Raw genomic sequence first — 22,323 nt, 5'->3', positions numbered from 1 at the left:
CGCCGGCCGAGAGCGTCGATGGGGAGATTGTTGACCATCACCGGCCGCGCTCCGGGCACCGGCGATGCGGCCGCCGGTATCACCAGCGTGGCCGTGGCAAAGGACGGGCGGCCGTGCGCGTCGGTGGTCCGGTATTTGAACAGCACCGCCTGCCGGATCGGCACCACGACCAGCGGTGCGGCCGAGGCGGTGACATCGCGGACCTCGATCACCGCACCCGGGGCGAAACCGGCGAGGTCCGCCGGCCACCGATCGAATATCGGATCGCCGGCCGGCGCGGGTAGCACCGCCTGATGCAGCGCAGCCAATCCCGGTGCCAGGGAATCCGTTTCATCCTGCGGTATCGGTTGGGGTGTCGGCGCGATCGGTGGCGGCGGAATTACCCGATCGATCCACTGTTGAACACCGGGTAGGAGCGCATCGTTCGTATCCACAGGCGGCGGAAATGCCGGTAGTGCAGGTAAGGGAAGCCCGGGGGGAGCCGGCGGCTGGGCCGCGGCATGCCCGATGAGCAACAGCATGACAACGAGCAACGCGAGAGCGCCGGCACGGAAACATCTCATGGCACACGCCCCTGGGTGCGACGTCGAAATATGCGGCACCCGAGGCGATGTGGAGTTCCGTCGCCCGAAACGTCCCCTGTCGTACCGGGACCTGAGCTCAGGTTACGTGACCGAGAGCCGGAGACAGAGTTACGTCACAAGATTGAGACGAGCCGCGACCGATTCGAGACATCACGGTGGCGATACGGAATCGACTTCACGCCTGCAGTCCACTCGTCCGTTGGTCGCCTACGCCCGCCGGTCAGTTCCCGGACTTCGTATCGGACAGGATTTCGGTGAGCGGTAACCGCGGCGTGCGTTCCGGTGGCCGGTCGCGATGCGGTGGCGCGCCCACCCTGACCAGTATCTGGGGCAGTTGATCGGTGTCGCTCAACTGCCGGACTGCGCGCCGGCTCTCCGGTACCTCGGTCAGATGGGTGAGCGGACATGTCGCATATCCCGCCAGGGTGGATTCCAGGAGTACGGCCGAGAGCGTTTCACCGGATCGAACGTGTTCCGCGGGTGTATCTCCGGCTGTGGAAACAACGAGCACCACAGCATGGTCGGACGAGTTCTCGCCGGTGGGTCCGGTAACCGACGAGGTGGTCGGGAAGCGGCGGCCGATATCGACCTGCTCATGTTCTCGCGGCGAGATCAGCGAGGATTTCGGTACACCGGTGGCGCCGATCACATGCCCGGTCCACCAGTGCAGCTCCGCGTGATAGTTCGAATCGTAACGGCGGCGCGCGCCTGTCAGCCGCGTGGCGTGGGCAAGCGCAGGGTGGCTCTCCTCGGGCAGGATTTCCACGGCGGTGTCTGCGGAATCGGTCGCCGATCGCAGTACCGGCTCGAACTCCGGCCAGCCGGGCGGAGACCCGAACGGCAGGCGGTCCGTGAACCGCCGGTCGATCGCTTCCGCGCGGGCGCGGTCGGCATCGGTCACGATCGGCGAACGCTCGAATGTGATGTCTGCGAGGTGGGCCTTGTTGTTGGGGTCGGGGAAGCGTGCCACGGAGAGGCGCCAACCGGCAGCCGCCATGGCGGCTCGCAGATGATCCAGGGTGGCACCGCAGCTGATCAGCATCTGGCGACCACCGGGATCGGTCGTGGTCAGCATCCGCTCGGGTACCGCGAACAGCCGCAAGACCTCGCCGTCGGACTGCCACCGCCACGGCTGGCTGTTGTGCAGTGAGGGAGCCCGTGCCGCGAGGCGGACTGCGTCCGCGATTGTCGACCCGCTGGGACCAGCGCTCATGTACCCGACCATACCTATCCGGAGGCACCGGGCGTACCACCACACGCGGCTCGCTCGCGCGGACGTAGCCAGATGGATCCGGCACCGGGCGGTACCCGAGATCCCGGCGTCACCAGCAATTTCCTATGGGAGAAGTGCCGAGTTCGAGTGTGTCGACCGATCGTCGGGAGTGCCTCTCCTCCTATCCTGGAGGATCATCACGATCGAGTGTCGTTTCGGGTGAGCCGGTCGGACAGCCGGCTCGGCAGATGCTCGTACGTACTACCGGTGTGGCCTCTCGTTCCTCTCGCTCACGAAAGGCGCAACATATGGTTCTCCCGGGAAAACACATCGTGGCCGGTATCGACGGGTCGGAGGCATCGCTGGGTGCCGCCAAATGGGCCGCGGAGTTCGCCGGCAGACTCGGACTGCCGTTACACCTGGTGCATTCGTCGCCGGCCACCGGCCCGATACCCGATGTGGCGTTCAGCGCCGAGGAACTGGAAGAGATGCAGCAGGCCCATCGGGCCGATCTGCTGAACTCGGCCGAAACCGAACTCCGCGGATGCGCGCCCGAGATCGAGCTGAAATCGATCGCCGACAACAAAGCTCCTGCAGCAGGGTTGCTCGAAGCGGCCGGGCAGGCGGCGATGATCGTGCTGGGCGCGACAGGAGCCGGTTCGGTCGAACGCTGGCTGCTGGGGTCGACCGTGCTACGGGTGGCCAACAAGGCGGTATGCCCGGTCGCGGTATGGCGCGGTGAACTCGCCGACACCGCCCTCGACGACCGCCCGATCGCGGTGGGATCCGACGGAAGCCCGATATCGGAGGCCGCGACCCAGTTGGCTTTCGAATGGGCCCGGCTGCTTTCCGTGCCGGTGACGGCGGTGCGGACGTGGACCGGCAGCTCGGCGGTCGCGTCCGCCGAGCCCGGCACGATACAGAAACGCGGCCGGACCGCACTGGTCATCGACTGGGATGCGATCGCGCGCTCGGAAGAACACGAACTCTCGACAATCATCGCCCCGTACCGAGAGCAATTTCCCGACGTGGCCGTGGAATTGAGATCCCGGCGTGGCTCGGCGGCGCGGGAACTGCTGTACGCCCTCGACCATGCCCAGATGGCGATCGTGGGCAGCAAAGGCTGGGGACGCGTCCGTGGTGCCCTTCTCGGTTCGACCGGCCAGAACCTGCTGCACCGCGCCGACCGCCCGATCGTCATCTACCGCACCGCGGACTCCTGAGTCCGGATGCCCGACTGGAATTCGGTCTTCGCACCCACTGTGCCTCCGCTGGAACTGGTGTTGAGGGGCACGATCACCTTCCTGTCACTGATGGCAATGATGCGGCTCGCCGGGCAGCGCGAATCCGGCGGCCTCGGCCTGACCGATGTTTTCCTCATGATATTGATCGCCGAGGCGGCCGCTCCCGGCCTGCTCGGCGGTAAGAGCAGTTCCCTGCGGCTTATTCGATGATCCCGGGCTGCTGTCCCGACAGGTGCCGACCGGGAGTGTTCATCCGGCGGGGCAAGATCGCCCCGAGTGCGACCATTCCGAGGCCGAGTCCGAAGTGCAGCCAGTTGTCCGCGGTGTCGAGTGGGACGAAATTGGCGTCGCCGGTCTCGTCGATCAGTAGGCCGTATACCCAGAGCAGTAGGTAGATCACCCCGCCCACCAGCAGATATGCGCGGGCCAGCGCCGCGCTCATTCCCGCGGCCAGGCCGGCCACGCCGAATACCAGGTGCACGACATTGTGCAGTATCGAAACGTTGAACAGGCCGAGTAGCTGGGCTTCGGAATGGTGACCGGCCCATTCCATACTGTCGTAGTTCGTGGTGATGCCCGGAATGAAGCCGAGCACGCCTGCCAGGAGAAATACCGCGCCGACCGCCATGGCGGCGAGCTGGACCGGTGAACGGGTAGTGCGGGTCGAACTGGTGCGGTCCGACATGGTCTCGTCCTCCCTCCCGCTGTCTTCGCGAGACCGTCTCGCGAAATCGGCAACCGGATTCCGTCGCGAATGCCCGTGCGGATCCGCGACAAACCTCCGGGCAGCCCTATCGGGATGAACCCGGAAAATGCACGGTCGAACCCGGCGCCAGTTCGGCGCTGCTGTCGCGGCAGGTGACGGTGACCGGATCGGCGTGCCCGGGACGCGAGTCGACTTCCAGGCCGTGTTCATCGATGCGCACCGTCAAATGGTGTCCCCGGTACTGGATGGGGAACGACAGCATGCCCAGTGATGCAGGCCAGTGCGGGCGGAAGACGAGGCGGTCGTCGCGCATTTCGAGCCCGGTGAAACAGCGTTGCAGAAGATCCACGCTCCCCGCCATCGCGGCCAGGTGGATTCCTTCGGCAGTTGTGCCACCCTGTATATCGGCTATATCCGAGACCAGTACGGATTCGAAATAGTCCACGGTACGGTCGCGATGTGCACGTGCCAGCACCCACGCATGTACGAGCGCACTCAGGGTCGAGCCGTGTGAGGTGCGGGCCAGATAGTAGTCGATCGTGCGGGGAATCATATCGGTCGGTAGTTCGTAACCGAGGCTGGTGAACAGGGCGCGTAATTCGTCGGCGGAGAACAGATAGAAAAGCATCAGGACATCGGCTTGTTTTCCGGCGCGATAGCGGTTGATATCGTCGTTCTCGGCTTCCAGGATCCGATCGAGGCGCTGGATGTTCCCGTACTGTTGCCTATAGCTGTCCCAGTCCAATTCGCGCAACTGTTCGTAGCCGTCGAATTGACTGATCACCCCGTCGTGGAAAGGCACATACATTCGGTGCGCGATATCCTGCCAGCGTTGCAATTCCTCTGCCGGCAACCCCAGCGTATCGAGGAGTTCGGCCCGGTCGGGCGGCGCAAGTACATCGAGTGCGTCGAGGGCGCGCAGAATCGTCCAGACAGCGAGGATATTGGTATATGCGTTGTTGTCGATCCCGTCGTGTGGTGCGTGCGGGTAACCGGAATGGAATTCATCGGGGCCGATAACTCCACGCAGGGTGTAGCGGCCGCGTTCGGTATCGAATTCGGCTCTGCTCGACCAGAAGCGCGCGATTTCGGCCAGCATCTCCGCTCCGTATTCGGCGAGAAACTCGGTATCGGCGGTGGCCTGGTAATACTGCCAGACCGTATAGGCGACGGCGCTACCGATATGGTGCGCGCGGTGGCTGGTGTCGGGATTCCACCGGCCGGACAAAGGGTTGAGATGTAACCGCTGGCTTTCCTCCCGGCCGTCGCTGCCGGACTGCCACGGATACATCGCTCCCGAATGGCCGGCCTGCGCCGCCGCACGCCGTGCCTCGGGCAGCCGCCGGTACCGGTACATCAGGAGGGTGCGGGTCAGCGCCGGGAGGTGCGGGGTCAGTACCGGGAGGACGAACAGTTCATCCCAGAAGATATGCCCTCGGTACGCTTCGCCGTGCAGGCCGCGGGCGGGAACGCCGACGTCCAGGTCGACGGTGTTCAGTGACGCCGTCTGGACGATGTGCATCAGGTGCAGGCGCAGGACCGCTACTGCCGGCGCCGCACCGTCGAGGTCGATGTGCAGGCGCGCCCACATATGATCCCATGCCACGGCATGACCCTCGAACAATGCCGCGTAGTCGGCGAATTCCGCCGACTCGCGCGCCGCATTGTCGCCGGCGTCGCCCGTCGCGGGGTCCCGCCCGGTGGTCACAGCCATCATCTTGTCGACCGACACCGGTACCTGCGGGGCCATGTCGAGGGTGAACTGGTGGCCGAATGACCCGCTGTCGCGCACGTAGTGACGCTCGGCGTCGAACGGTTTGCCATCTCTGCGCACTGTGCTGCGGACAGTCATCGCCAGCGGCAGCCCCGAGGCGTTCGTGTGTGTCTCGACCAGCACCGAATCGGCGGATAGTTCCCGGCCGCGGGCCGGCGTCAGATGGGTGCTCGACAACCTGTTGTAGCGTTCGACGCCGGTGTTTCGTGTCGTTGTATCCACAGTGGCACGGATGGTGAGGGGACCGCTCCAGTTCTCGGCCGTGATCGTTGTCCGCAGGGCGCCCAGATGCGGCCGGTGCAGAGCGGCGAACCGGCGCTGGGTGACCGCAGTGATGCGGCCGCCGCTGTCGCGGATGCGGAAAGTGCGTACCAGTTCGGCCCGCCGCAGGTCGAGTTGCTGCCGATAGCCGAGTATGTGGGTCTCGTCGAGGGTGAACCAGTCGCCGTCGCAGAGGCGGAAGGTCAAGGGGAGCCAATTCGGCACATTGACCAGGCTTTCGTTATCGATTGTGCGGTCGGCGATCCGGTCGTGGAGCCGGTTGTACAGGCCGGCGATATAGGTGCCCGGATAGTGTGTCCGCGACGCCGCCGATTCCGGCGCCGCGCCCCGGGTGGCGAAATACCCGTTGCCGACCGTGCACAAAGCCTCGCGGAGTTTCTCCTGGGCGGGGTCGTATCCGTCGTAGGTCAGCGCCCACGATTCCGGAATCCCCGCGTTGCCCGCGGCCGACAGCCCGGCGAGTTTGTGCAAGAAATCCCGGACTCGTGCGGGACCTGCCAGCGACAGATCCGCGGCGGTTTCCCGGGCGACGTTTTCTCCGCTGCGCACCACGATGGCGGTGCCCGGCGCGGGCACCGCGTCGAACGCGTCTTCATCGGTGAGATCGTCGCCGAGATAGAGCGAGTACGCGGTGCCCGGCAGCCGGTCGGTGATCCAATGCAGTGCGTCGCCCTTGTTCCAGTCGATATCGGGCCGCAGTTCGATTACCTTGCGGCCGTGGGTCGTGCGCAGCCCGTTGGTGCGCGCGGCGTCGTACACGGCTGCCGTAATCCGGCCGATATCGCCGGCGCCGGCGTTGCGGTAGTGGGTGGCGACCGTGAACCGTTTGTGTTCCACCAGTGCACCCGGGATATCGCGCAGTTCGCGCCGCAGCGCTTCCGCGGTGGCGGCCAGTGCCTGTTCGGTGCCCGGCGGCACGGCGGCGGTATGGGCGGTGCCGTCCGGCGCCACCAGTTCGAAGCCGTGGCTGCCCGCGTACCAGATCCCGCTCCGGCCGACCCGCTCGCGTAGGTCGTCGAGATCGCGTCCACTGATCACGGCGACGGTGCATTGCGCGGCCAGCTCGTCGAGAACGGTATCCAGCCCCGGTGCGAGCCGGGCCGCGGCGGGATCGGCGACGATATCGGCGAGGGTGCCGTCGAAATCTAGCAGCACCACGGGGGAGCGGCCGCCGATCAGTTCGGTGATCCGGGGCCAGAACGCGAGCGCGTCCGGCGCATCCGCCACTCGCCGGAACCGGCCGCGCACCCGCACCTGCGCCAGATCCTCGATCACGATATCGGCGCCGCACGCGCGCAGCCGGGCGGCGTGCCCGGCTCGGTCGACCCCGATGACGAAGGCGAATCCACCGCGCCGCGCCGCGGTCACACCGGCCTCCGAGTCCTCGGCGACCACCGTCCGATCCGGTGCACTGCCCAGCCTGCGTGCAGTTTCGTGCAGGGTCGCGGGATCGGGTTTCCCTGCAAGCCCCAACTCGTCGGCATCGTGACCGTCCACCTGTGCGTCGAACAGGCCGGTGAGCCCGGCGGCCCGGAGAATGTAGTGGAGGTTACGGCTGGCGGTGAAGACCCCCGTCGAGAGCCCGATGGCACGGAGTCGGTGGATCAGTGCGACGGTCGACTCGAAGATCCGTACGCCGTCTCGCTCCAGGCGTTCGCGAAACAGGTTGTCCTTGTGATTGCCCAGCCCGCACACAGTGTCGGCACCGGCCGGATCCGCCGCAGACCCCCAGGGAAGGTGGATACCCCGGGAAGAAAGGAAATCGGCGACGCCGCGGTAGCGGGGTTTGCCGTCGACATGACGCAGATAGTCGTCGGGCGTGAACGGTGAACGGTCCTGTCCTGCTGTCGCGGGCCGTCCGGCCAGGTAGGCGTCGAACAATTCCGACCACGCTGCCGCGTGCACGGCAGCGGTATCGGTCACCACGCCGTCGAGGTCGAAGATGACCGCCTCGTGGCGTCGCGAATCGATTCCTCGCGCGGGAGGCAGGTCGAGGCCCGAGTTCGCAGTGGACGGCGGCCGGGACGGGCCACAGGTCTCCGATCCATCGCGGGGCGTGGATCGCGGGGGGCTGGTCCTGGGGTCAGGCTCCATGAGCCACGAGAACGGGGCAATGGGCGCGCTGGACGAGGATATTGCTCGTGGATCCCAGGAGCAATCCGCGGAATCCACCGCGACCGCGGCTTCCGACGACTACCAATTGCGCGGACTCCGACCAGTGGAGCAGGTGCAGATCGGGACCCGCGAGATACATCTTCCGGGTCACTTCGACCCCGGGATACTGCGGCGACCATTCGGCGAGCCATTCGGTCATCCGGGTTTCCATCTCGGTGCCGATCGCGGGGTCCTCGATCGTCTCCGGCATACCCGCGAACCAGTGAGTCCGGAGATCGTGCCGGGTGTGTATCGCGACCAGCGGCACCCGCAACAGTGCGGCTTCGGCGAAGGCAGCGCCCACGGCGGCGTTGCTCACCGCGGTCCCATCGATTCCGACCACCACCGGACGTTCGCGGCGGCCGTCGGCTCCGGCGCCGCGGACCACGACAATCTTCCCGTGCCCGCTGCTCGCGACGGCGAGCACGGTCGAGCCGAGATGGGCGAGGGCCGACCCTTCTCCGGTCCAGCCGATCACGGTCATTTCCGCGGCGGCCGATTCGTCGATGAGCAGTCGCGCCGGCGCCGCGCCGGACAGTTCTGTTTCCACCGGCAGGGACGCATCGATGTGCAGCGCCGCCGCGCGGGCACGGTCGAGGCAATCCTGTCCGTGCCGGGCGAGGGCCTCGCCGACCGGCGGCGGCAAACCGGGTCGGGCGGCAGTGCCGTCACCGTGCACGATGCGCAACGTGCGCTGCCGGAGTGCGGCTTCGCGGCTCGCCCAGCGCACAGCCGCCGTGGCGGCCTCGGATCCGTCGACTCCGACGACGACAGGAGCGGCGGGTTCTGGAGATTGTGCCGGACGGTCCATCGGCGCGGTTCCTTCGGCTCGGGTATCCGCGTGCTTCGTGATCGATCGGTCGAGCCGGTGCGGCGACCGAGATCGGCTGTCGTCCGTCACCGGCGAGAGCACCTACAGTTGATCATAGATCGATACAGTGTCGGTCACCTCGGGAGCGGGTGTTGCGCGCCTGCTTCGCCGAGGTGGCGGGCGGTGAGATACTGCCCAGGAACCACGCGACAGTGCCGTGTATGTATGCGGCAGGCGATGACCCGCCAGAGCAGGCCTTCGGCCGTGGTGGGCTGGCGAACCCATGCGGGCAGCCCTTGATTCTCCTCGGTTCGATACCGGCCCGGCAGGGCGAAACTCGATCGGCGGTGGTCCGGGATCGATGACGAGTAGAAATATCCCGGGAACAGGTGCGCGTGAGGAGGGGCCCGCCTGGCATGCGCTCGACGCGGAGGCGGCCCTGGAACGGCTCGGCGCGACTCGGTCCGGGCTCGGTACGGCCGAGGCCGCGCGTCGGTTGGCCGAGCACGGCCCCAACACCCTGCCCGCGGCCCGCGGAAACCGTTGGTGGTGGCGGTTGCTGCGGCAATTCCACAATGTGTTGCTGTACGTAATGCTGGCGGCCGCCGTCATCACCGCATTCCTGGGCCACTGGATCGATACCGCGGTGCTGCTCGGCGCGGTGGTGATCAACGCCGTTCTGGGATTCGTGCAGGAGGGCCGGGCCGAAACCGCGCTGGACTCCATCCGCGCTGTGCTGGCTCCGCGGGCGCGGGTTATCCGAGATGGCCAGATCAGCGATATCCCGGCCGCCGAGCTCGTGCCCGGCGATATGGTCCGGGTCGTTTCCGGTGACCGGGTTCCGGCCGACTTGCGCCTCGTCGCGGTTCACGATCTGCGCATCGATGAGGCCGCGCTGACCGGCGAGTCGATGCCCGCTCAGAAAACCTCCGCGCCGGTGCCTTCCGCTGCCGGACCGGCCGACCGCCGCAATGCCGCCCACGCGGGCACCGTCGTGGTGTTCGGACGCGGTGACGGCGTGGTGACCGCCACCGGCATCGATACCGAACTCGGGCGTATCAACCAGCTACTGGCGGGTGTCCGCAAGACCACGACACCGCTACTGCGTCAGATCGCTCGTTTCAGCCGGTGGCTCGCCGCAGTGATCCTCGGCGTGGCCGCGGCGGCATTCGTGCTGGGGATCACCGTGCGCGGGGAATCACCGTCGGAAATGTTCACCCTCGTCGTCGCACTCGCGGCCTCTGCCATTCCGGAGGGGCTGCCGACGATCATGACAGTGACACTCTCCTTGGGAGTGCAGCGGATGTCGCACCGGAACGCCGTCATCCGCCGGCTGCCGGCGGTGGAAAGCCTGGGCTCGGTCACGGTGATCTGTTCGGACAAGACTGGCACGCTGACCCGCAACGAGATGACGGTGCAGAAGGTCGTCACCGCCCGGCAGTCCTTCGATATCGGAGGTGTCGGCTACGCCCCGGTCGGTGGTATCACCGGCCCCGGCGGGGCGGTCGCGGACCCGAATGCCGATGCGGCACTACGGCTGACGATCCGTGCGGGCGTACTGTGCAACGACGCCCGGCTGCAGGAGATCGACGGAGCCTGGAATATCGACGGCGACCCCACCGAGGCCGCGCTACTGGTTCTCGGGGCCAAATCGCGGCTATCGCGCGAGGACGCGGTCCAGGCCTGGCCGCGCCTGGATGTGATCCCCTTCGAGTCCGAACGGCGCTTCATGGCAACGCTGCATCCGGCAGATTCCCCGGATGTCGAGCGTATCTACCTCAAGGGCGCCCCTGAGCGGGTGCTGGCCGCATGTACCCACCAACTCGACGACGAAACCGTGGCCCCGATCGATATCGGCGGTTGGCAACGCCGTACCGCCGAGACAGCGGCGCAGGGGTTGCGGGTTCTCGCCGTCGCCTACCGCGACCGGCCGGCGTCCGGTGGCACGCTGGACCTTCCCGACGCCGAACAGGGATTCGTCATGCTCGCCCTGGTCGGCATAATCGACCCGCCCCGTGCGGAAGCAATCGAAGTGGTCCGTGACTGCCACCGTGCGGGTATCACCGTAAAGATGGTCACCGGGGACCATGCCGCCACCGCGACCGAGATCGGCGCGCAGATCGGGCTCGGCCGCGGCCGGGAAACACTCACCGGCGCCGAGATATCGGCCTATGACGAGCCCACTCTGCGGCGCGTGGTTTCCGAGGCAGAAATATTCGCCCGGACCAGTCCCGAGCACAAACTCGAACTGGTCGGCGCGCTGCAGGACAACGGTGAGGTCGTGGCGATGACCGGTGACGGTGTCAACGATTCACCGGCCTTGGCCCGCGCGGATGTAGGAGTCGCCATGGGCCGAGGCGGTACCGAAGCCGCCAAGGAAGCAGCCGATATGGTGCTGGCCGACGATAACTTCGCCACCATCGCCGCCGCGGTGCGTGAAGGGCGCGGTGTCTACGACAACTTGAAAAAATTCATCTTGTTCATGCTGCCTACCAACGGCGGTGAGGCATTGGTCGTCATCGCGGCGATCCTGTTCCCGATCACGCTGCCGCTGACTCCGGCACAGGTGCTGTGGATCAACCTCGCCACCGTCAGCACCCTGGGACTGGCTCTGGCCTTAGAACCGACCGAGGCCGATGTCATGCACCGTCCGCCGCGGCCACCCACGGAATCACTGCTGTCCGGATTCCTGGTGTGGCGCGTGATCCTGGTATCGGTGCTGATGATGACCGGTGCACTCGGCCTGTTCCTCCTGGAACTGGATGCGGGCACCTCCGTGGAGGTCGCCCGCACGATCGCCGTCAATGCCATCGTCGTCACCGAGATGTTGCATCGTCCTGCAATTGCTCTTCACCTACACGCCGTTCATGCAATCGGTGTTCGGGTCTGCCGGAATGACCCTCGCCGACTGGGCGAAAGTCGCGGCGGTGGGCTTGTTCGTATTCCTGGCCGCCGAAGCGGAAAAGTCCGTTATCCGGCGGCTGCACCGGCGCCGCGACCGGGCGGCGCGCGCGAAACGTATGCCGTCGCTGTCCACCGAATCGCCGGCACACATCCTGGTGGCGACCGACCTATCGGACGCGGCGGGCCGGGCCGTGGAACGCGCCGCCGCCTTGGCCGAGGTACACCGGGCGCGGCTCACCGCGGTTCACGTGCTGCCGGGCCGAGCGGGCGCCTCGGCCGTCGCTTCGGCCGGCGAAGCCCTGCAGGAGCATCTGGATCGGTACTCCCCGGGCAGCTACGACGATATCGCGGTCCGCACCGGCGACACCAACTCCGTGATCGTCGGCGAAGCCGCGGACCGCGACGCCGACCTGCTGGTCATCGGTTCGCACGGGCGGAACCGGATGATCGGTGCGCTGCTCGGCGGTACCGCCGAACTCCTCGCTCGTTCCAGTCGCGTTCCCGTACTGGTGGTGAAAAATACTCCCACCGATGGGTATCGGTCCGTCCTGCTCGCTGTCGATACTTCCCCTACGGCAGACCATGCTGCCCGAGCCGGCACGATCCTCACTCCATCTGCCGACCACACCCTCGTCCATGCCGCTGTGGTGCCCGGTGAACGAATGCTGCGCACCCACGGTGTCACCGAATCGGGATTACACGAACTACGCCGCTCGGGCAGAGACAGCGCCGGCCCGCATATCGAGGAACTCGCCCACACCCTGCGGCCGTCACCGGTGCGGACCGTCGTCGAATCGGGGCAACCGGCGCCGCGGATCATCGAGACGGCGCGGGCCCTGGACGCCGACCTGGTCGTCGTCGGATCCGGTCGGCATACCCGGATCGGCTACGCCCTCCTGGGCACCACCGGCCAGGGCGTACTTCTGCACGCTCGCTCCGATGTCCTCATCGTCCCCGAGCCGGCGGCGTCAGCGATGCGCATGCCGGAATCGGGGGCGTCCCCGCCGGCCCACCTGAATGACCACCGCCCACAGGCCCGGTGAACTGCCTGCACCGAGTCGAGCGAAGAAAGGCAACCGATATGGCCACGCATCGTGAAGCGCCGATCGTAGTCGGCATCGATGGTTCATCGACATCTCTGGACGCGCTGCGGTGGGCTGCCCACCGTGCCGCGCTACACCACTGCCCGCTGCACCTCGTGTATGCGGTGGGGGCGCCGGCCGATTTCGTCTCCGAAATAGGCGTTGTCGGCTTCGACAACGTGGAACTACGTGCGGAGGGCGAAGAGGTACTCGCCGCCGCCGGGAAAGTTGCCCGAGAGGTCTCCCCTGATATCGAACTCCGCACCGAGGTCGCCGATCCCGCACCTGTTCCCGTGCTGCTCGCCCGCTCGCGGGAAGCACTCATGATCGTTGCCGGCACCCGTGGGCTCGGCGCCGTCGGCCGCGGCCTGCTCGGTTCGGTGAGTACCTCGTTGGCCCGCCACGCTCACTGTCCGGTTGCGGTGATCCCCGATGCCGAGGCCCCGCCACTCGATCTGTCGCGCCTGCCTGTGGTCGTCGGGGTCGATGGATCACCGCGCGGGCAGGAGGCCGTCGTTATCGCGTTCGACGAAGCATCCCGTATGGGCGTGGGCGTCATCGCGGTCACCGCCTGGTCCGAATTCTTCCGCTACATCTCGCGCGCCGGGATGCAGCAGGAGGCGCGCGCCCTGCAATCCGAGAGTATGGCCGGCCAATGCGAACGTCACCCCGATGTGCCGGTCACCCGGGTCGTCGTCGAAGACCGGCCCGCGCGCCGGATCCTGGCAGAAGCCGAGAACGCTCAGCTCGTCGTCGTCGGCAGTCATGGGCGAGGTGGATTCGCCGGAATGACACTCGGCTCCGTCGGACAGGCGGTCCTGCACGGCAGCCATATCCCGGTCATCGTCGCGCGGACACGAGAATGAGCCGAATGCAGGGGATTGGCGGCATGTAGGGCCCGGAATCGCCGTGGCCGGGCCGGGCGACCGGGGTGATCGGCAGCCTGCCGGTATATCGGTCGTGGTGACCGGCCAACGAAGGTTGATGTAACCAGAAATTCTTTGAATATCGGTGCGAAGCCGGTATGCGGTTGGCCGCTGCGCGGTCGGCTTCGTCGTCGAATCGCATCTGTGGGGCGGGTGCGGTGAAGTGCGCTGGTATCCGTGACATTCGGCGCCTCCTCTAGTGAGTATCCGTCAAGCCGGTCGAACTGCGAAACCTGGACAGCTGTCTGGTACGGCTGGTAAGTTACTCGATATTCCACAACGGTGGGGTGCCAGGATTCGCCGTTGCGGCGGTGATCGAACTCAACGAGGAGTGGCGGCATGGACGGACTCAATAGGCGAAGCGCGTTGAAAGCCGGCGGGGTGGCCGGGGCTGCCGGGGCGCTCGCGGTGGTAGCGGCGACATCTACCGGGCGGGCGCAGCCGTGGACCTGGTCGCCGCAGGGGTCGGTGGCCGGTTCCGGCTCCGGCGCCGACCCGATGACAGTGTGGGACCCTGAGGCCGACGAGCTGGTCGGCAGACTGATCGACCGGGGCGAAGTGCCCCGGATCAACGACGTGCTGCGGACCTGGACCAAGAACGGTCAGCCGCTGCCCGCCGGGTTGCCGCCGGAACTGCGGGATTTCATGGAGTATGCCCGGCAACTGCCGCCGTGGACCGATCCGGCCAAACTGGATACGGCGATCCAGTTCAACAAGAAACGCGGACTGTATCTCGGGGTGTTGTACGGGTTCGCCAGCGGCATGATGAGCACTGTCATCCCCAAAGAAGCACGCGCGGTCTACTACTCCAAAGGCGGGCACGACCTCGAGGACCGGATCTCCAAAACCGCCAAACTCGGCTACGACATCGGCAGCAACAACGCCTACGCACCCGACGGCGAAATGATCGTCACCTGCGTCAAGACCCGGCTCGTACATGCCGCGGTGCGGCACCTGCTGCCGCAGTCACCGCACTGGGTGCACTCGGCCGCCGAAGATATCCCGATCAGTCAGAACGACATCATGGTCACCTGGCACAGCCTGCCCACCACCGTGATGAAACACCTGACCTCGTGGAAAGTGCCGATCCCCGTGCACGAGTCGGAGGCTTTCCTGCACTCGTGGCAGGTCGCCGGGCATATGCTCGGGGTTCGCGACGAATACATCCCGAAATCATGGCCCGAAGCAAACTCCCAGGCGGCGCAGGTGCTCGACCCGATCCTGGCGCCGACGCCCGAAGGGATCAAGCTGGCCGACCGGCTGCTGAGCCTCGGCGCCAATATCGACCTCACGATCCTCAGCAAGCCCGTTCTCGGCGCATTCACCCGCTTCCTGCTCGGTGACCACATAGCCGACGGCCTGCACATCCCGCGGGAACCGGTCTGGGATCCGCTGCTCCGGTTCAGCTGGGGGCCGTTCATCGCGGTACGCGAGGGCATCCTCACCGCGGTCCCGCCGGCCGCCGACCCCTACTGGTTGCTCGACGAATTCCTCCGTAAAGCCGCGCTCATGTACCTGTCCGAACTGCGGATGCCGATCAGTATCGAAATCCCCACCATGAACCGCGATATGAGTGTGCCGCCGCGCTGAATCATCGGAAGGTGCCGAAATCATGTCTTCCCCCGCAGCTTTCAACTCTTCCCCGGAACCAGATGCAGACCCGCCGGTCTATGACCGGATCGGTGGCCGTGCAGCCCTGGAAACCGTCGTCGAAGACTTCTACGCTCGTGTCCTCGCCGACGAGGTTCTACAGCCTTTCTTCACCGGCATCAACATGTCCCGGATGAAAGGCCGGCAGGTCGAGTTCTTCTCGGCAGCGCTCGGTGGTCCCGATCCCTACATCGGTGCCTCGATGAAACAGGTGCACCAGGGGCGCGGTATCACCCGATACCACTTCGACCTCGTGGCCTGCCATCTCACGGATGCGGTGACCGGGGCGGGAGTGCCGTCGGAGTTGGTGGCCGAAATCATTGCCGCCGTGTCACCGCTGGCCGCTGACATTGCGTCGAATCCGTGAGCGATCGTTCGCTCCTGAACTCATACCCGGTGGACACCACATTCACTACCAAAGGAACGTTATGACGCCCGTAATTACTCGTCTTGCCGTCGCCTCCGTCGCGGCGGCAAGCCTCGTCGGCGCCGCAGCAGGAGCGACGGCTCAACCGCTCGCCTCCCCGGCGCCCACTCCGGTCTCCGAGGGCGAATCCGGTACCGGCTCATCAGCATTGGACTCCGGATCGGCGGCCGCGCGAACGGCCGGGGTACTTGCCGGGAACGGCGATATCATCGGAATTATCGTCCTGCTCGGTGTCACCCCGTTCCAGATTCTGACCGACGGTGTCTGCGATATGGCCACCATGTCCGCCCTGCCGAGCCCCTGCACCCCGGGCCCGGCCCATTACACGGGGTGAGGCGATGACGAACCGATCGCGATTCAGTCGGCTAGCCCGGAATCGCGAATGGCTTCGGCCAGCGGTTCCAATACGGCCGGGTCGTGCGGCGGCGGGAGGTAGATGATCGCGAGTTCCAGGCCCTCGGCGCCGAGCATGGCCGCCCAATCGATGGTTTCGCTGTAACCGAGCTCGGGGTCCAGCCGCTTCTGCGCGGAGAGCAAGATTTCTTTCGGATCGCGGCCGATATCGGCGCAATGTGCGGCGAGCACCTCCCGTTTGCGGACGAAATCAGCGGGAGTTCCGCCGACAAAGTTCCAGTGCTGGGCGTAGCGGGCAGTGGTCCGGAGGGTGCGTTTCTCACCGTTGCCGCCGATACAGATCGGGGGATGCGGGCGCTGCGGACCTTTCGGCTCGTTCCGGGCAGCAGTCAGCTGATAGAACTTGCCGTCGAAATCCGTTGTCTCCTGGCTCAACAGTCCGATGAGAACCTGGCAGGCCTCGTCGAAGCGGTCGAGGCGTTCGGTGACACTGCCCAGTTCGATACCGTAGGCGCCGGATTCCTCCTCGTTCCACCCCGCGCCGATACCGAGTTCGAGGCGGCCGCCGGAGATGATGTCGAGGGTGGCGGCCATATTGGCCAGCACTGCCGGATGACGGTAATGGATACCGGTCACCATGGTGCCGAGCCGTAGACGTTCGGTGGCCTGCGCGAGCGCGGTCAGGGTGGTCCATCCCTCCATACACGGTCCGGCGGAGTCGGAGAAGATGGGGTAGAAGTGGTCGAAGGTCCAGCCGGATTCGAAGATCTCGATATCGTCGGCGGCCCGCCAGACGGCCAGCATATCGGCCCAGGTCGTATCCTGCGGGGCGGTCTTGAACGCGAATCGCATGAGCACAGGCTAGAAGTTGGAGTGCGCTCCAGGTCAATATCGCCTCGGCGAGTCGGCGCGGCGGGATGGGCGGGACCCGGTTATGCGGCGGGCCGATCAGCTGCCGGTGCGGGTATACCGACTTGCACGGAGATCTGTTGCGACAGGACGGCCATCGCGAAGACACCCACCGCGACGGCCGCCACCGCGCCGAAACCTTCTGTCGCGAAATCGGCGAAGGCGTTCAGAACGGTGAATATCAGCGCCGCCATTCGTAACGTCTGCAGCGGCCACAGCGGGCCCGCCCTGCGGTAACAGATCGTCGCCGGAGCTGCTGTGACAAAGGTCAGGCAGGCACTGATGAACAGGATCAGTTCGGCGATACCCATCCGATCCACATCGATCACAGTGTCGGAGGCGTGCAGGGACAGGCCGCCGGTCAGCAGCGCGACGACCCCGGTGATCACACCCGCCGCCGAAGCTACGACCAGCAACCAGCCGATGATCGGTACCCAGCGGGGGCTGCGGAGGAAACCGGGAACGAGACGCGGCAAGAACTGCTGCACCGAATACAGCCGGTCCACTCGATGATCGGCGGTGTCCAGCAACAGCCGGATACCGTGCACAGCACGCGGATCGACACCGCCGTCCTCGGCGCGGTCCAGCATCGCGCGGGCCGCACTGCGCCGATGCGCGGGCAACCCGCCCGCCATCCCGGTCGCCGCGATCGACGCAGCGTTGGCGAGGTATTCGTCGACAGTCGGGGCCCGCACGATCCGCACCAACCGGTTGGCGACCAGGATCACCAGCACCAGCACGTACATGATCTCGGCGGCCGGCCCGTAGAAATAATCGTTGTCGGCGGTGACGAATTTGCCGACTTCGTCGAGGAACAAACCGAACCCGATACCGCCGATCACCACGGCCACCGCCCGCGCGGTGAAACCGAGCAACAGCCAGCCCACCAGCAGTGCCACCATCATCGCGGCACCGCCGTACAGGGCGTGCGCGATATGGAGAGAACCACCCCCGACCTGCGGATAATCGGTGAGTGCGAGATAGGTGCGGGTCACCAGGATGGTGATGATCGCGATGACAAGGAAGGTTTCGGCGGACGCGTTGCCGTAGGTATTGCGCACGAACCTGGTGCGGCGCCGGGCGGTGCGGGTCGCGGGCATCGCGCTCCCGGCCGGATCGTCCGGTACGTGACCGGACATTCCGCCTCGACGCCCGCTGTCCCGAACCACTGCATGCCCCTGCCGTCGGACCCCGTCTGCACACGCGACCGGCGTTCGCGCCGGAAGGCGACCATAACCCGATATCCGGGCAAAATCGGGTAACCGCTGTCGGGGCACAGTCGGCCGAGAGGCCCGTAACGCTGTTCGTCCCGATCTGAGCGGGTGAAAGGCCGACGCTCGACCGCGTCCATCGCCGACCGGGCACCTCTCGCTTTACGGCTCGATCACGTGCCGGCGAAACCTCGATCTTCGAGCGAACCGGGCGTGGACGTCCCGACACTCTCAGGGCGGAGCGTCGTCAGGGGGCAATCGCCTGCGGCCGACCGGATAACCGGTGGGCCGCAGGCGAGTACGCATCGCTCGGCATTCGAACTCGCCATGAGCGCCGAAGTTGCCATATACCGGCGTTCGGGCGAGCTGAACGGGGTGGGCCGGGATCAGCGGGTGGCGATAATTGCCGAGCCGTGGCCGAACAGGCCCTGGTTCACCGCGATACCCGCCCGGGCATCTTCCACCTGGCGGCCGTCGGCTTCGCCGCGCAACTGCCAGGTGAGCTCGCAGACCTGCGCGATCGCTTGCGCCGGAATCGCCTCACCGAAACTTGCCAGTCCGCCGCTGGGGTTGACCGGGATACGCCCGCCCAGGGTCGTGGCGCCGCTACGCAGCAGATCCTCTGCGCCGCCGGTCTCGCAGAGCCCGATATCCTCGTACCAGTCCAGTTCCAGTGCGGTGGAGAGGTCGTACACCTCGGCCAGCGACAGGTCGGCGGGACCGAGCCCGGCCTCTTCGTATGCGGCGTGCGCGACAGCGGAACGGAACTCGCGCGGCGGCGGCTGGACGGCCACTGCGGAATCCGTCGCGAAATCGGGCAGATCGATGACGGTTTTCGGGAACGTCGGCGTGACCGTCGACAGGGCCCGGATGCGGACCGGATCGGTGACACCGTGGCGGCGCGCGTACTCCATCGACGTCAGCACCAGTGCGGCGCCGCCGTCGCTGGTGGCGCAGATATCCAGCAGGCGCAGCGGGTCCGAGACGACCGCCGAGGCCGCGACGTCCTCGGCCGTCACTTCCTTGCGATAGCGGGCGTACGGGTTGTTCAGGCCGTGCTTGGCGTTCTTCACCTTGACCGCGGCGAAATCGTCGAGTGTGGCGCCGTGCAGCGCCATGCGCCGGCGGGCATACAGCGCGAAATAGATGGGGTTGGTCGCGCCGAGCAGGTGGAAACGCAACCAGTCCGGATCGTCGCGGCGTTCACCGCCGACCGGCTGGAAGAAGCCCTTCGGGGTGGCGTCCGCGCCGACCACCAGCGCTACATCGCACAATCCGGCCAGGATCTGGGCGCGGGCGTTGGCGACGGCCTGGGCGCCGGAGGCGCAGGCGGCGTAGCTGCTGGAGATCCGTGCGCCGGACCAGCCCAGCGCCTGGGCGAACGTCGCGCCGGAAACGAACCCGGGGTATCCGTTGCGGATGGTGTCGGCGCCGGCGATATAGCCGACGTCGCGGTGGTCCACTCCGGCATCGGCCAGTGCCGCGCGTGCCGCGACCAGCCCGTATTCGACGAAGTTCCGTCCCCATTTGCCCCACTGGTGCATTCCCGCACCGAGGACGGCGATATCGCGGTCATTCGACTCAGGCATCGACCGGCCTCCACATCCACACCGTATGCTCTGCTTCCTCGTCTTCGTACAGCACGCCGAGAGTCAACTCGACCGGCATACCGACAGCCAGATCGTCCACCGTGAGGCCGCGTACCACCTGCCCGAGGATCACCATCTGCTCGACCTCGAGCTCCACCGCCGCGACGACATACGGCTCGAACGGTTCGGGGGAGACATAGGGCGGTGGCGGCTTGTACCGGGCGTCCGCATACGACCAGATCCGGCCGTGGGTGGAGAACAGGTACTCGGCGAGCTCGGAGCCGTCCTTCGGGCCCGTGCACTGCGGGTTGCGGCAGGCCAGGGTGTTCCGTGGGAAGTACGGCGTGCCGCAGGTAGTGCAGCGACTTCCCTTCAGGCGCACCGTGCCGTCATCCGCGGTGAACCAGTCGGCCACGGCGGGGCGTTGTTCTTTCTGCACAATCCCGACCGTATAGGAACAGGTTCTACTTTGGGGCCGGAAACCCACTCCATGGGAGTGCGACCGGAGGTACGGTGAGGCCGGATCGGGAGGTAACGGCCTCCTCGAGTCGATCTGGAGTACCACACACGATGGGCAGCGAAGTCATCGAACCGCAGTCGATCCGCAACGTCACGGTCGTCGGGGACCCCGACGCGACGACACGAGTCGTGCACCGCCTGCTCCGTGATCTCACCAGGACCGGGACCGGCGTGTCGGGCACGGTCCGCTGGACCACCGACCGTACGGAGCACATGATCCGTATCGCGGAGCTGTCGAGTCGCGCCCCGATCGCCACGTTGGAACGATCCATCCGGGTGGCCGACGGCCTGATCGCGGTCATGGACGCCACCGCGAAACGCGACCCCCGCCTCGAAACGGCCCTGCGAATCGCCGATGATCACCAGGTCGCCCGGCTGTGCCTGGTGACCGGCCTCGACCATCCCACCGCCGGCTTCGGCCACTGTGTCCGGACGGTCGCGGACACCCACGGGGCCGTGCCGCTGGCCCTGCAGATCCCGCACGGTCTCGGTACCGAGTTCGAAGGCGCCGTCGACCTGATCTCGATGGGGGAGTCCGAACCGGTGGCCGCCGGTCTCGCCGGGAACCATCGCCGAGCTGCCGAGCAGTGGTACCGCCACCTCGTCGACACGGTCATGGACGAGCACGCCGCAGCCACCCCCGGCGTTCCCGGCCCATCGAAGATCCCGGCCGGCCGATTACACCACCGCATCCGCTACCTCACCCATATCGGCGATATCGCGCCGGTCCTGTGCGATACCACCCTCCGAAGCCATATCGCCCCACTCCTGGACGCCATCGTCCGCTACCTGCCCTCACCCCTGCACGTCTGCCAACCGGAACACGCCCTCGACTACTGACCGGCGCCCCCAGGTAGGCGGACGCAAGGGGCGCGGCCGCTGCCCGACAGGTGTGCTCCAGCTACTCAATAGAGGTAGACGACGGCGTTGTTGCCGCCGACGCATTCGACCACCGTGTTCCCGCTGCAAGTCATCTGGTAGTTCCGGCCGGTCACCGGGCTCGTCGCAGACAGTGACACCGTGCCACCGCGCGCCGGCTGACTCAGATAGGCGAGCCGGACTTCCTCGGCGAACTCGCAGGAGGTGACCGAATTGGCCACTGCGGATGAGGTGAACTCGGGAGTCACGCGCAGCGGCGGGCATACCCGGGAATTCGCGGGAACCGATTCCGAACCCGGACTTTCTGCCGGGACCGGGCGGGGCGACGGCCTGACGGTATCGGCCGGTGCGGTGGTAGCGTCCACACCCCAGCTGTCCAGGGCTGTCTGCGGTGTGTCCGACTCGTTGCCGACCCTCGGCCACAGCCAGACGGCCCCGGCGAGCCCGAGCAGCGCGACAGTCGCCACCGCGGTCAGACCCCAGGAACGTGCGGTACCGGATCGGGCTGCCACCAGGGTCGAGGTGATACACAGAACGGCAGCGGACACTGCGACCAGCCACAGCCCCCATCCGACCTGCACGCCGGCCCCAGCGCCGTCGTCGCCCTGCCGGACGCGCAATATCTCCCCGATATCGACCATCGCGATGATCAAGCTGAGCAGTGCGACGCCCGGCACGAGCCACGGGATCGGGGCCGGCAGGTCCCGGGACAGACTCGCCATCGTGAACAAGACGAGCGCGGCGATGCCGCCGAGCACAATGGTGAAAACTCCGTCCCCTTCGAGGCCGTTTCCGGAGACGAACAGCACGCTCACCCACGGCCCGATACTTCCGACGATCACTCCGGCACTCGCCACGAGCCCAGCGATCAGATTCGGTAGGTAGAACGACTCCCGCGGAGGCTTCCCGGGCGAGGCGCCTCCGGGGCCGTCGGCACCGCCCTGTTGTCGGCCATACATCGCATACAACCTCCGGGTCGGGGTCTATGCACTCTCGGTTTGCCGGTTCTTCGCACGCGTACCCGGCTCATCTGCTGCGAAACCGCCGGAAGCCTCGGACAGTGCAAGGTGTCGCTTCACGTGCCGGTCCGTCGTGGCCGGCCTGC

17 protein-coding genes and 2 pseudogenes are annotated in these 22,323 nt (G+C 66.6%); 9 read left to right on the top strand and 10 right to left on the bottom strand.

Annotated features, from left to right (window positions below):
• Together ON22_RS30090 and ON22_RS30085 are read right to left on the bottom strand one after the other, a co-directional pair.
• Positions 1-563, bottom strand: a pseudogene (locus ON22_RS30090) (lipase family protein); the annotation flags it as partial.
• Positions 564-804: 241 nt separating this feature from the next.
• Positions 805-1,797: an Acg family FMN-binding oxidoreductase gene (locus tag ON22_RS30085; protein WP_033242942.1), complete on the bottom strand. Its 993-nt coding sequence runs from the start codon at positions 1,795-1,797 to the stop codon at positions 805-807.
• A 308-nt stretch (positions 1,798-2,105) separates the two neighbouring features.
• Here ON22_RS30085 and ON22_RS30080 point away from each other — a divergent pair, with 308 nt between their 5' ends.
• Positions 2,106-3,020 (top strand): universal stress protein, encoded by a 915-nt coding sequence (locus ON22_RS30080; protein ID WP_033242533.1) that lies wholly within the window; start codon positions 2,106-2,108, stop codon positions 3,018-3,020.
• A 6-nt stretch (positions 3,021-3,026) separates the two neighbouring features.
• Positions 3,027-3,251, top strand: coding sequence for a DUF421 domain-containing protein (locus ON22_RS30075; RefSeq protein ID WP_051158279.1), 225 nt, complete (start codon positions 3,027-3,029; stop codon positions 3,249-3,251).
• Here the strand turns inward: ON22_RS30075 and ON22_RS30070 are convergent.
• From ON22_RS30070 to ON22_RS30060, 3 genes are all read right to left on the bottom strand, one after another.
• Complete coding sequence (locus tag ON22_RS30070; RefSeq protein ID WP_033242534.1) at positions 3,241-3,726, bottom strand: DUF4383 domain-containing protein; 486 nt, start codon at positions 3,724-3,726, stop codon at positions 3,241-3,243. The genes ON22_RS30075 and ON22_RS30070 overlap by 11 nt on opposite strands.
• A 106-nt stretch (positions 3,727-3,832) precedes the next feature.
• Positions 3,833-7,747 (bottom strand): trehalose-phosphatase, encoded by a 3,915-nt coding sequence (gene otsB, locus ON22_RS30065; RefSeq protein ID WP_306306625.1) that lies wholly within the window; start codon positions 7,745-7,747, stop codon positions 3,833-3,835.
• Between the two features lie 139 nt (positions 7,748-7,886).
• Positions 7,887-8,768 carry a universal stress protein gene (locus tag ON22_RS30060; RefSeq protein ID WP_033242945.1) on the bottom strand — a complete coding sequence of 294 codons (882 nt, stop codon included), beginning with the start codon at positions 8,766-8,768 and terminating at the stop codon, positions 7,887-7,889.
• A 361-nt stretch (positions 8,769-9,129) separates the two neighbouring features.
• On the opposite strand from ON22_RS30060, the pseudogene ON22_RS30055 reads away from it, so the two are divergent.
• The 6 genes and pseudogenes from ON22_RS30055 to ON22_RS37005 all read left to right on the top strand — a co-directional run.
• A pseudogene (locus ON22_RS30055) lies at positions 9,130-11,764 on the top strand (cation-transporting P-type ATPase); the annotation flags it as partial.
• 24 nt (positions 11,765-11,788) lie between these two features.
• Positions 11,789-12,715, top strand: coding sequence for a universal stress protein (locus tag ON22_RS38445; protein WP_306306624.1), 927 nt, complete (start codon positions 11,789-11,791; stop codon positions 12,713-12,715).
• Positions 12,716-12,753: 38 nt separating this feature from the next.
• Positions 12,754-13,620 (top strand): universal stress protein, encoded by an 867-nt coding sequence (locus tag ON22_RS30045; protein WP_033242535.1) that lies wholly within the window; start codon positions 12,754-12,756, stop codon positions 13,618-13,620.
• Positions 13,621-14,019: 399 nt separating this feature from the next.
• Complete coding sequence (locus ON22_RS30040) at positions 14,020-15,270, top strand: oxygenase MpaB family protein (RefSeq protein ID WP_033242536.1); 1,251 nt, start codon at positions 14,020-14,022, stop codon at positions 15,268-15,270.
• Between the two features lie 22 nt (positions 15,271-15,292).
• Positions 15,293-15,697, top strand: a complete 405-nt coding sequence (locus ON22_RS30035) for a group I truncated hemoglobin (RefSeq protein WP_051158283.1) — start codon at positions 15,293-15,295, stop codon at positions 15,695-15,697.
• A 61-nt stretch (positions 15,698-15,758) separates the two neighbouring features.
• On the top strand, positions 15,759-16,091 hold the full coding sequence (locus ON22_RS37005) for a hypothetical protein (RefSeq protein WP_156052220.1): 333 nt from the start codon (positions 15,759-15,761) through the stop codon (positions 16,089-16,091).
• A 23-nt stretch (positions 16,092-16,114) separates the two neighbouring features.
• Here the strand turns inward: ON22_RS37005 and ON22_RS30025 are convergent, their stop codons facing one another.
• From ON22_RS30025 to ON22_RS30010, 4 genes are all read right to left on the bottom strand, one after another.
• Entirely contained in the window at positions 16,115-16,963 is an 849-nt protein-coding gene (locus tag ON22_RS30025) for an LLM class F420-dependent oxidoreductase (protein WP_033242948.1), read from the bottom strand.
• Between the two features lie 80 nt (positions 16,964-17,043).
• Positions 17,044-18,120 carry a hypothetical protein gene (locus ON22_RS30020; RefSeq protein ID WP_033242949.1) on the bottom strand — a complete coding sequence of 359 codons (1,077 nt, stop codon included), beginning with the start codon at positions 18,118-18,120 and terminating at the stop codon, positions 17,044-17,046.
• A 497-nt stretch (positions 18,121-18,617) separates the two neighbouring features.
• A complete protein-coding gene (locus tag ON22_RS30015) occupies positions 18,618-19,820 on the bottom strand; it encodes a lipid-transfer protein (protein WP_033242538.1) in 1,203 nt (400 codons plus the stop codon).
• Positions 19,813-20,259 (bottom strand): Zn-ribbon domain-containing OB-fold protein, encoded by a 447-nt coding sequence (locus ON22_RS30010; protein ID WP_373280898.1) that lies wholly within the window; start codon positions 20,257-20,259, stop codon positions 19,813-19,815. The genes ON22_RS30015 and ON22_RS30010 overlap by 8 nt, the downstream gene beginning before the upstream one ends.
• Before the next feature lie 131 nt (positions 20,260-20,390).
• Between ON22_RS30010 and ON22_RS30005 the strand changes: the two genes are divergently transcribed.
• Positions 20,391-21,179, top strand: a complete 789-nt coding sequence (locus ON22_RS30005) for a GTP-binding protein (protein ID WP_033242539.1) — start codon at positions 20,391-20,393, stop codon at positions 21,177-21,179.
• Between the two features lie 65 nt (positions 21,180-21,244).
• On the opposite strand, the gene ON22_RS38245 is transcribed toward ON22_RS30005, so the two are convergent.
• On the bottom strand, positions 21,245-22,177 hold the full coding sequence (locus ON22_RS38245; protein ID WP_231508231.1) for a hypothetical protein: 933 nt from the start codon (positions 22,175-22,177) through the stop codon (positions 21,245-21,247).
• Between the last annotated feature and the right edge of the window lie 146 nt (positions 22,178-22,323).

This window comes from Nocardia carnea NBRC 14403, from assembly GCF_000308515.1.
GTDB lineage: Bacteria > Actinomycetota > Actinomycetes > Mycobacteriales > Mycobacteriaceae > Nocardia > Nocardia carnea.
Note: the sequence above shows the minus strand (reverse complement) of the source record. Positions and strands in the feature narration are given on the sequence as shown.

Bases quoted from the DNA above. Each gene is read 5' to 3' on its own strand.
- ON22_RS30085 (WP_033242942.1), bottom strand. From the start codon at position 1,797: ATGAGCGCTGGTCCCAGCGGGTCGACAATCGCGGACGCAGTCCGCCTC.
- ON22_RS30080 (WP_033242533.1), top strand. From the start codon at position 2,106: ATGGTTCTCCCGGGAAAACACATCGTGGCCGGTATCGACGGGTCGGAG.
- ON22_RS30075 (WP_051158279.1), top strand. From the start codon at position 3,027: ATGCCCGACTGGAATTCGGTCTTCGCACCCACTGTGCCTCCGCTGGAA.
- ON22_RS30070 (WP_033242534.1), bottom strand. From the start codon at position 3,726: ATGTCGGACCGCACCAGTTCGACCCGCACTACCCGTTCACCGGTCCAG.
- ON22_RS30060 (WP_033242945.1), bottom strand. From the start codon at position 8,768: ATGGACCGTCCGGCACAATCTCCAGAACCCGCCGCTCCTGTCGTCGTC.
- ON22_RS38445 (WP_306306624.1), top strand. From the start codon at position 11,789: ATGCCGTCGCTGTCCACCGAATCGCCGGCACACATCCTGGTGGCGACC.
- ON22_RS30045 (WP_033242535.1), top strand. From the start codon at position 12,754: ATGGCCACGCATCGTGAAGCGCCGATCGTAGTCGGCATCGATGGTTCA.
- ON22_RS30040 (WP_033242536.1), top strand. From the start codon at position 14,020: ATGGACGGACTCAATAGGCGAAGCGCGTTGAAAGCCGGCGGGGTGGCC.
- ON22_RS30035 (WP_051158283.1), top strand. From the start codon at position 15,293: ATGTCTTCCCCCGCAGCTTTCAACTCTTCCCCGGAACCAGATGCAGAC.
- ON22_RS37005 (WP_156052220.1), top strand. From the start codon at position 15,759: ATGACGCCCGTAATTACTCGTCTTGCCGTCGCCTCCGTCGCGGCGGCA.
- ON22_RS30025 (WP_033242948.1), bottom strand. From the start codon at position 16,963: ATGCGATTCGCGTTCAAGACCGCCCCGCAGGATACGACCTGGGCCGAT.
- ON22_RS30020 (WP_033242949.1), bottom strand. From the start codon at position 18,120: ATGCCCGCGACCCGCACCGCCCGGCGCCGCACCAGGTTCGTGCGCAAT.
- ON22_RS30015 (WP_033242538.1), bottom strand. From the start codon at position 19,820: ATGCCTGAGTCGAATGACCGCGATATCGCCGTCCTCGGTGCGGGAATG.
- ON22_RS30005 (WP_033242539.1), top strand. From the start codon at position 20,391: ATGGGCAGCGAAGTCATCGAACCGCAGTCGATCCGCAACGTCACGGTC.
- ON22_RS38245 (WP_231508231.1), bottom strand. From the start codon at position 22,177: ATGTATGGCCGACAACAGGGCGGTGCCGACGGCCCCGGAGGCGCCTCG.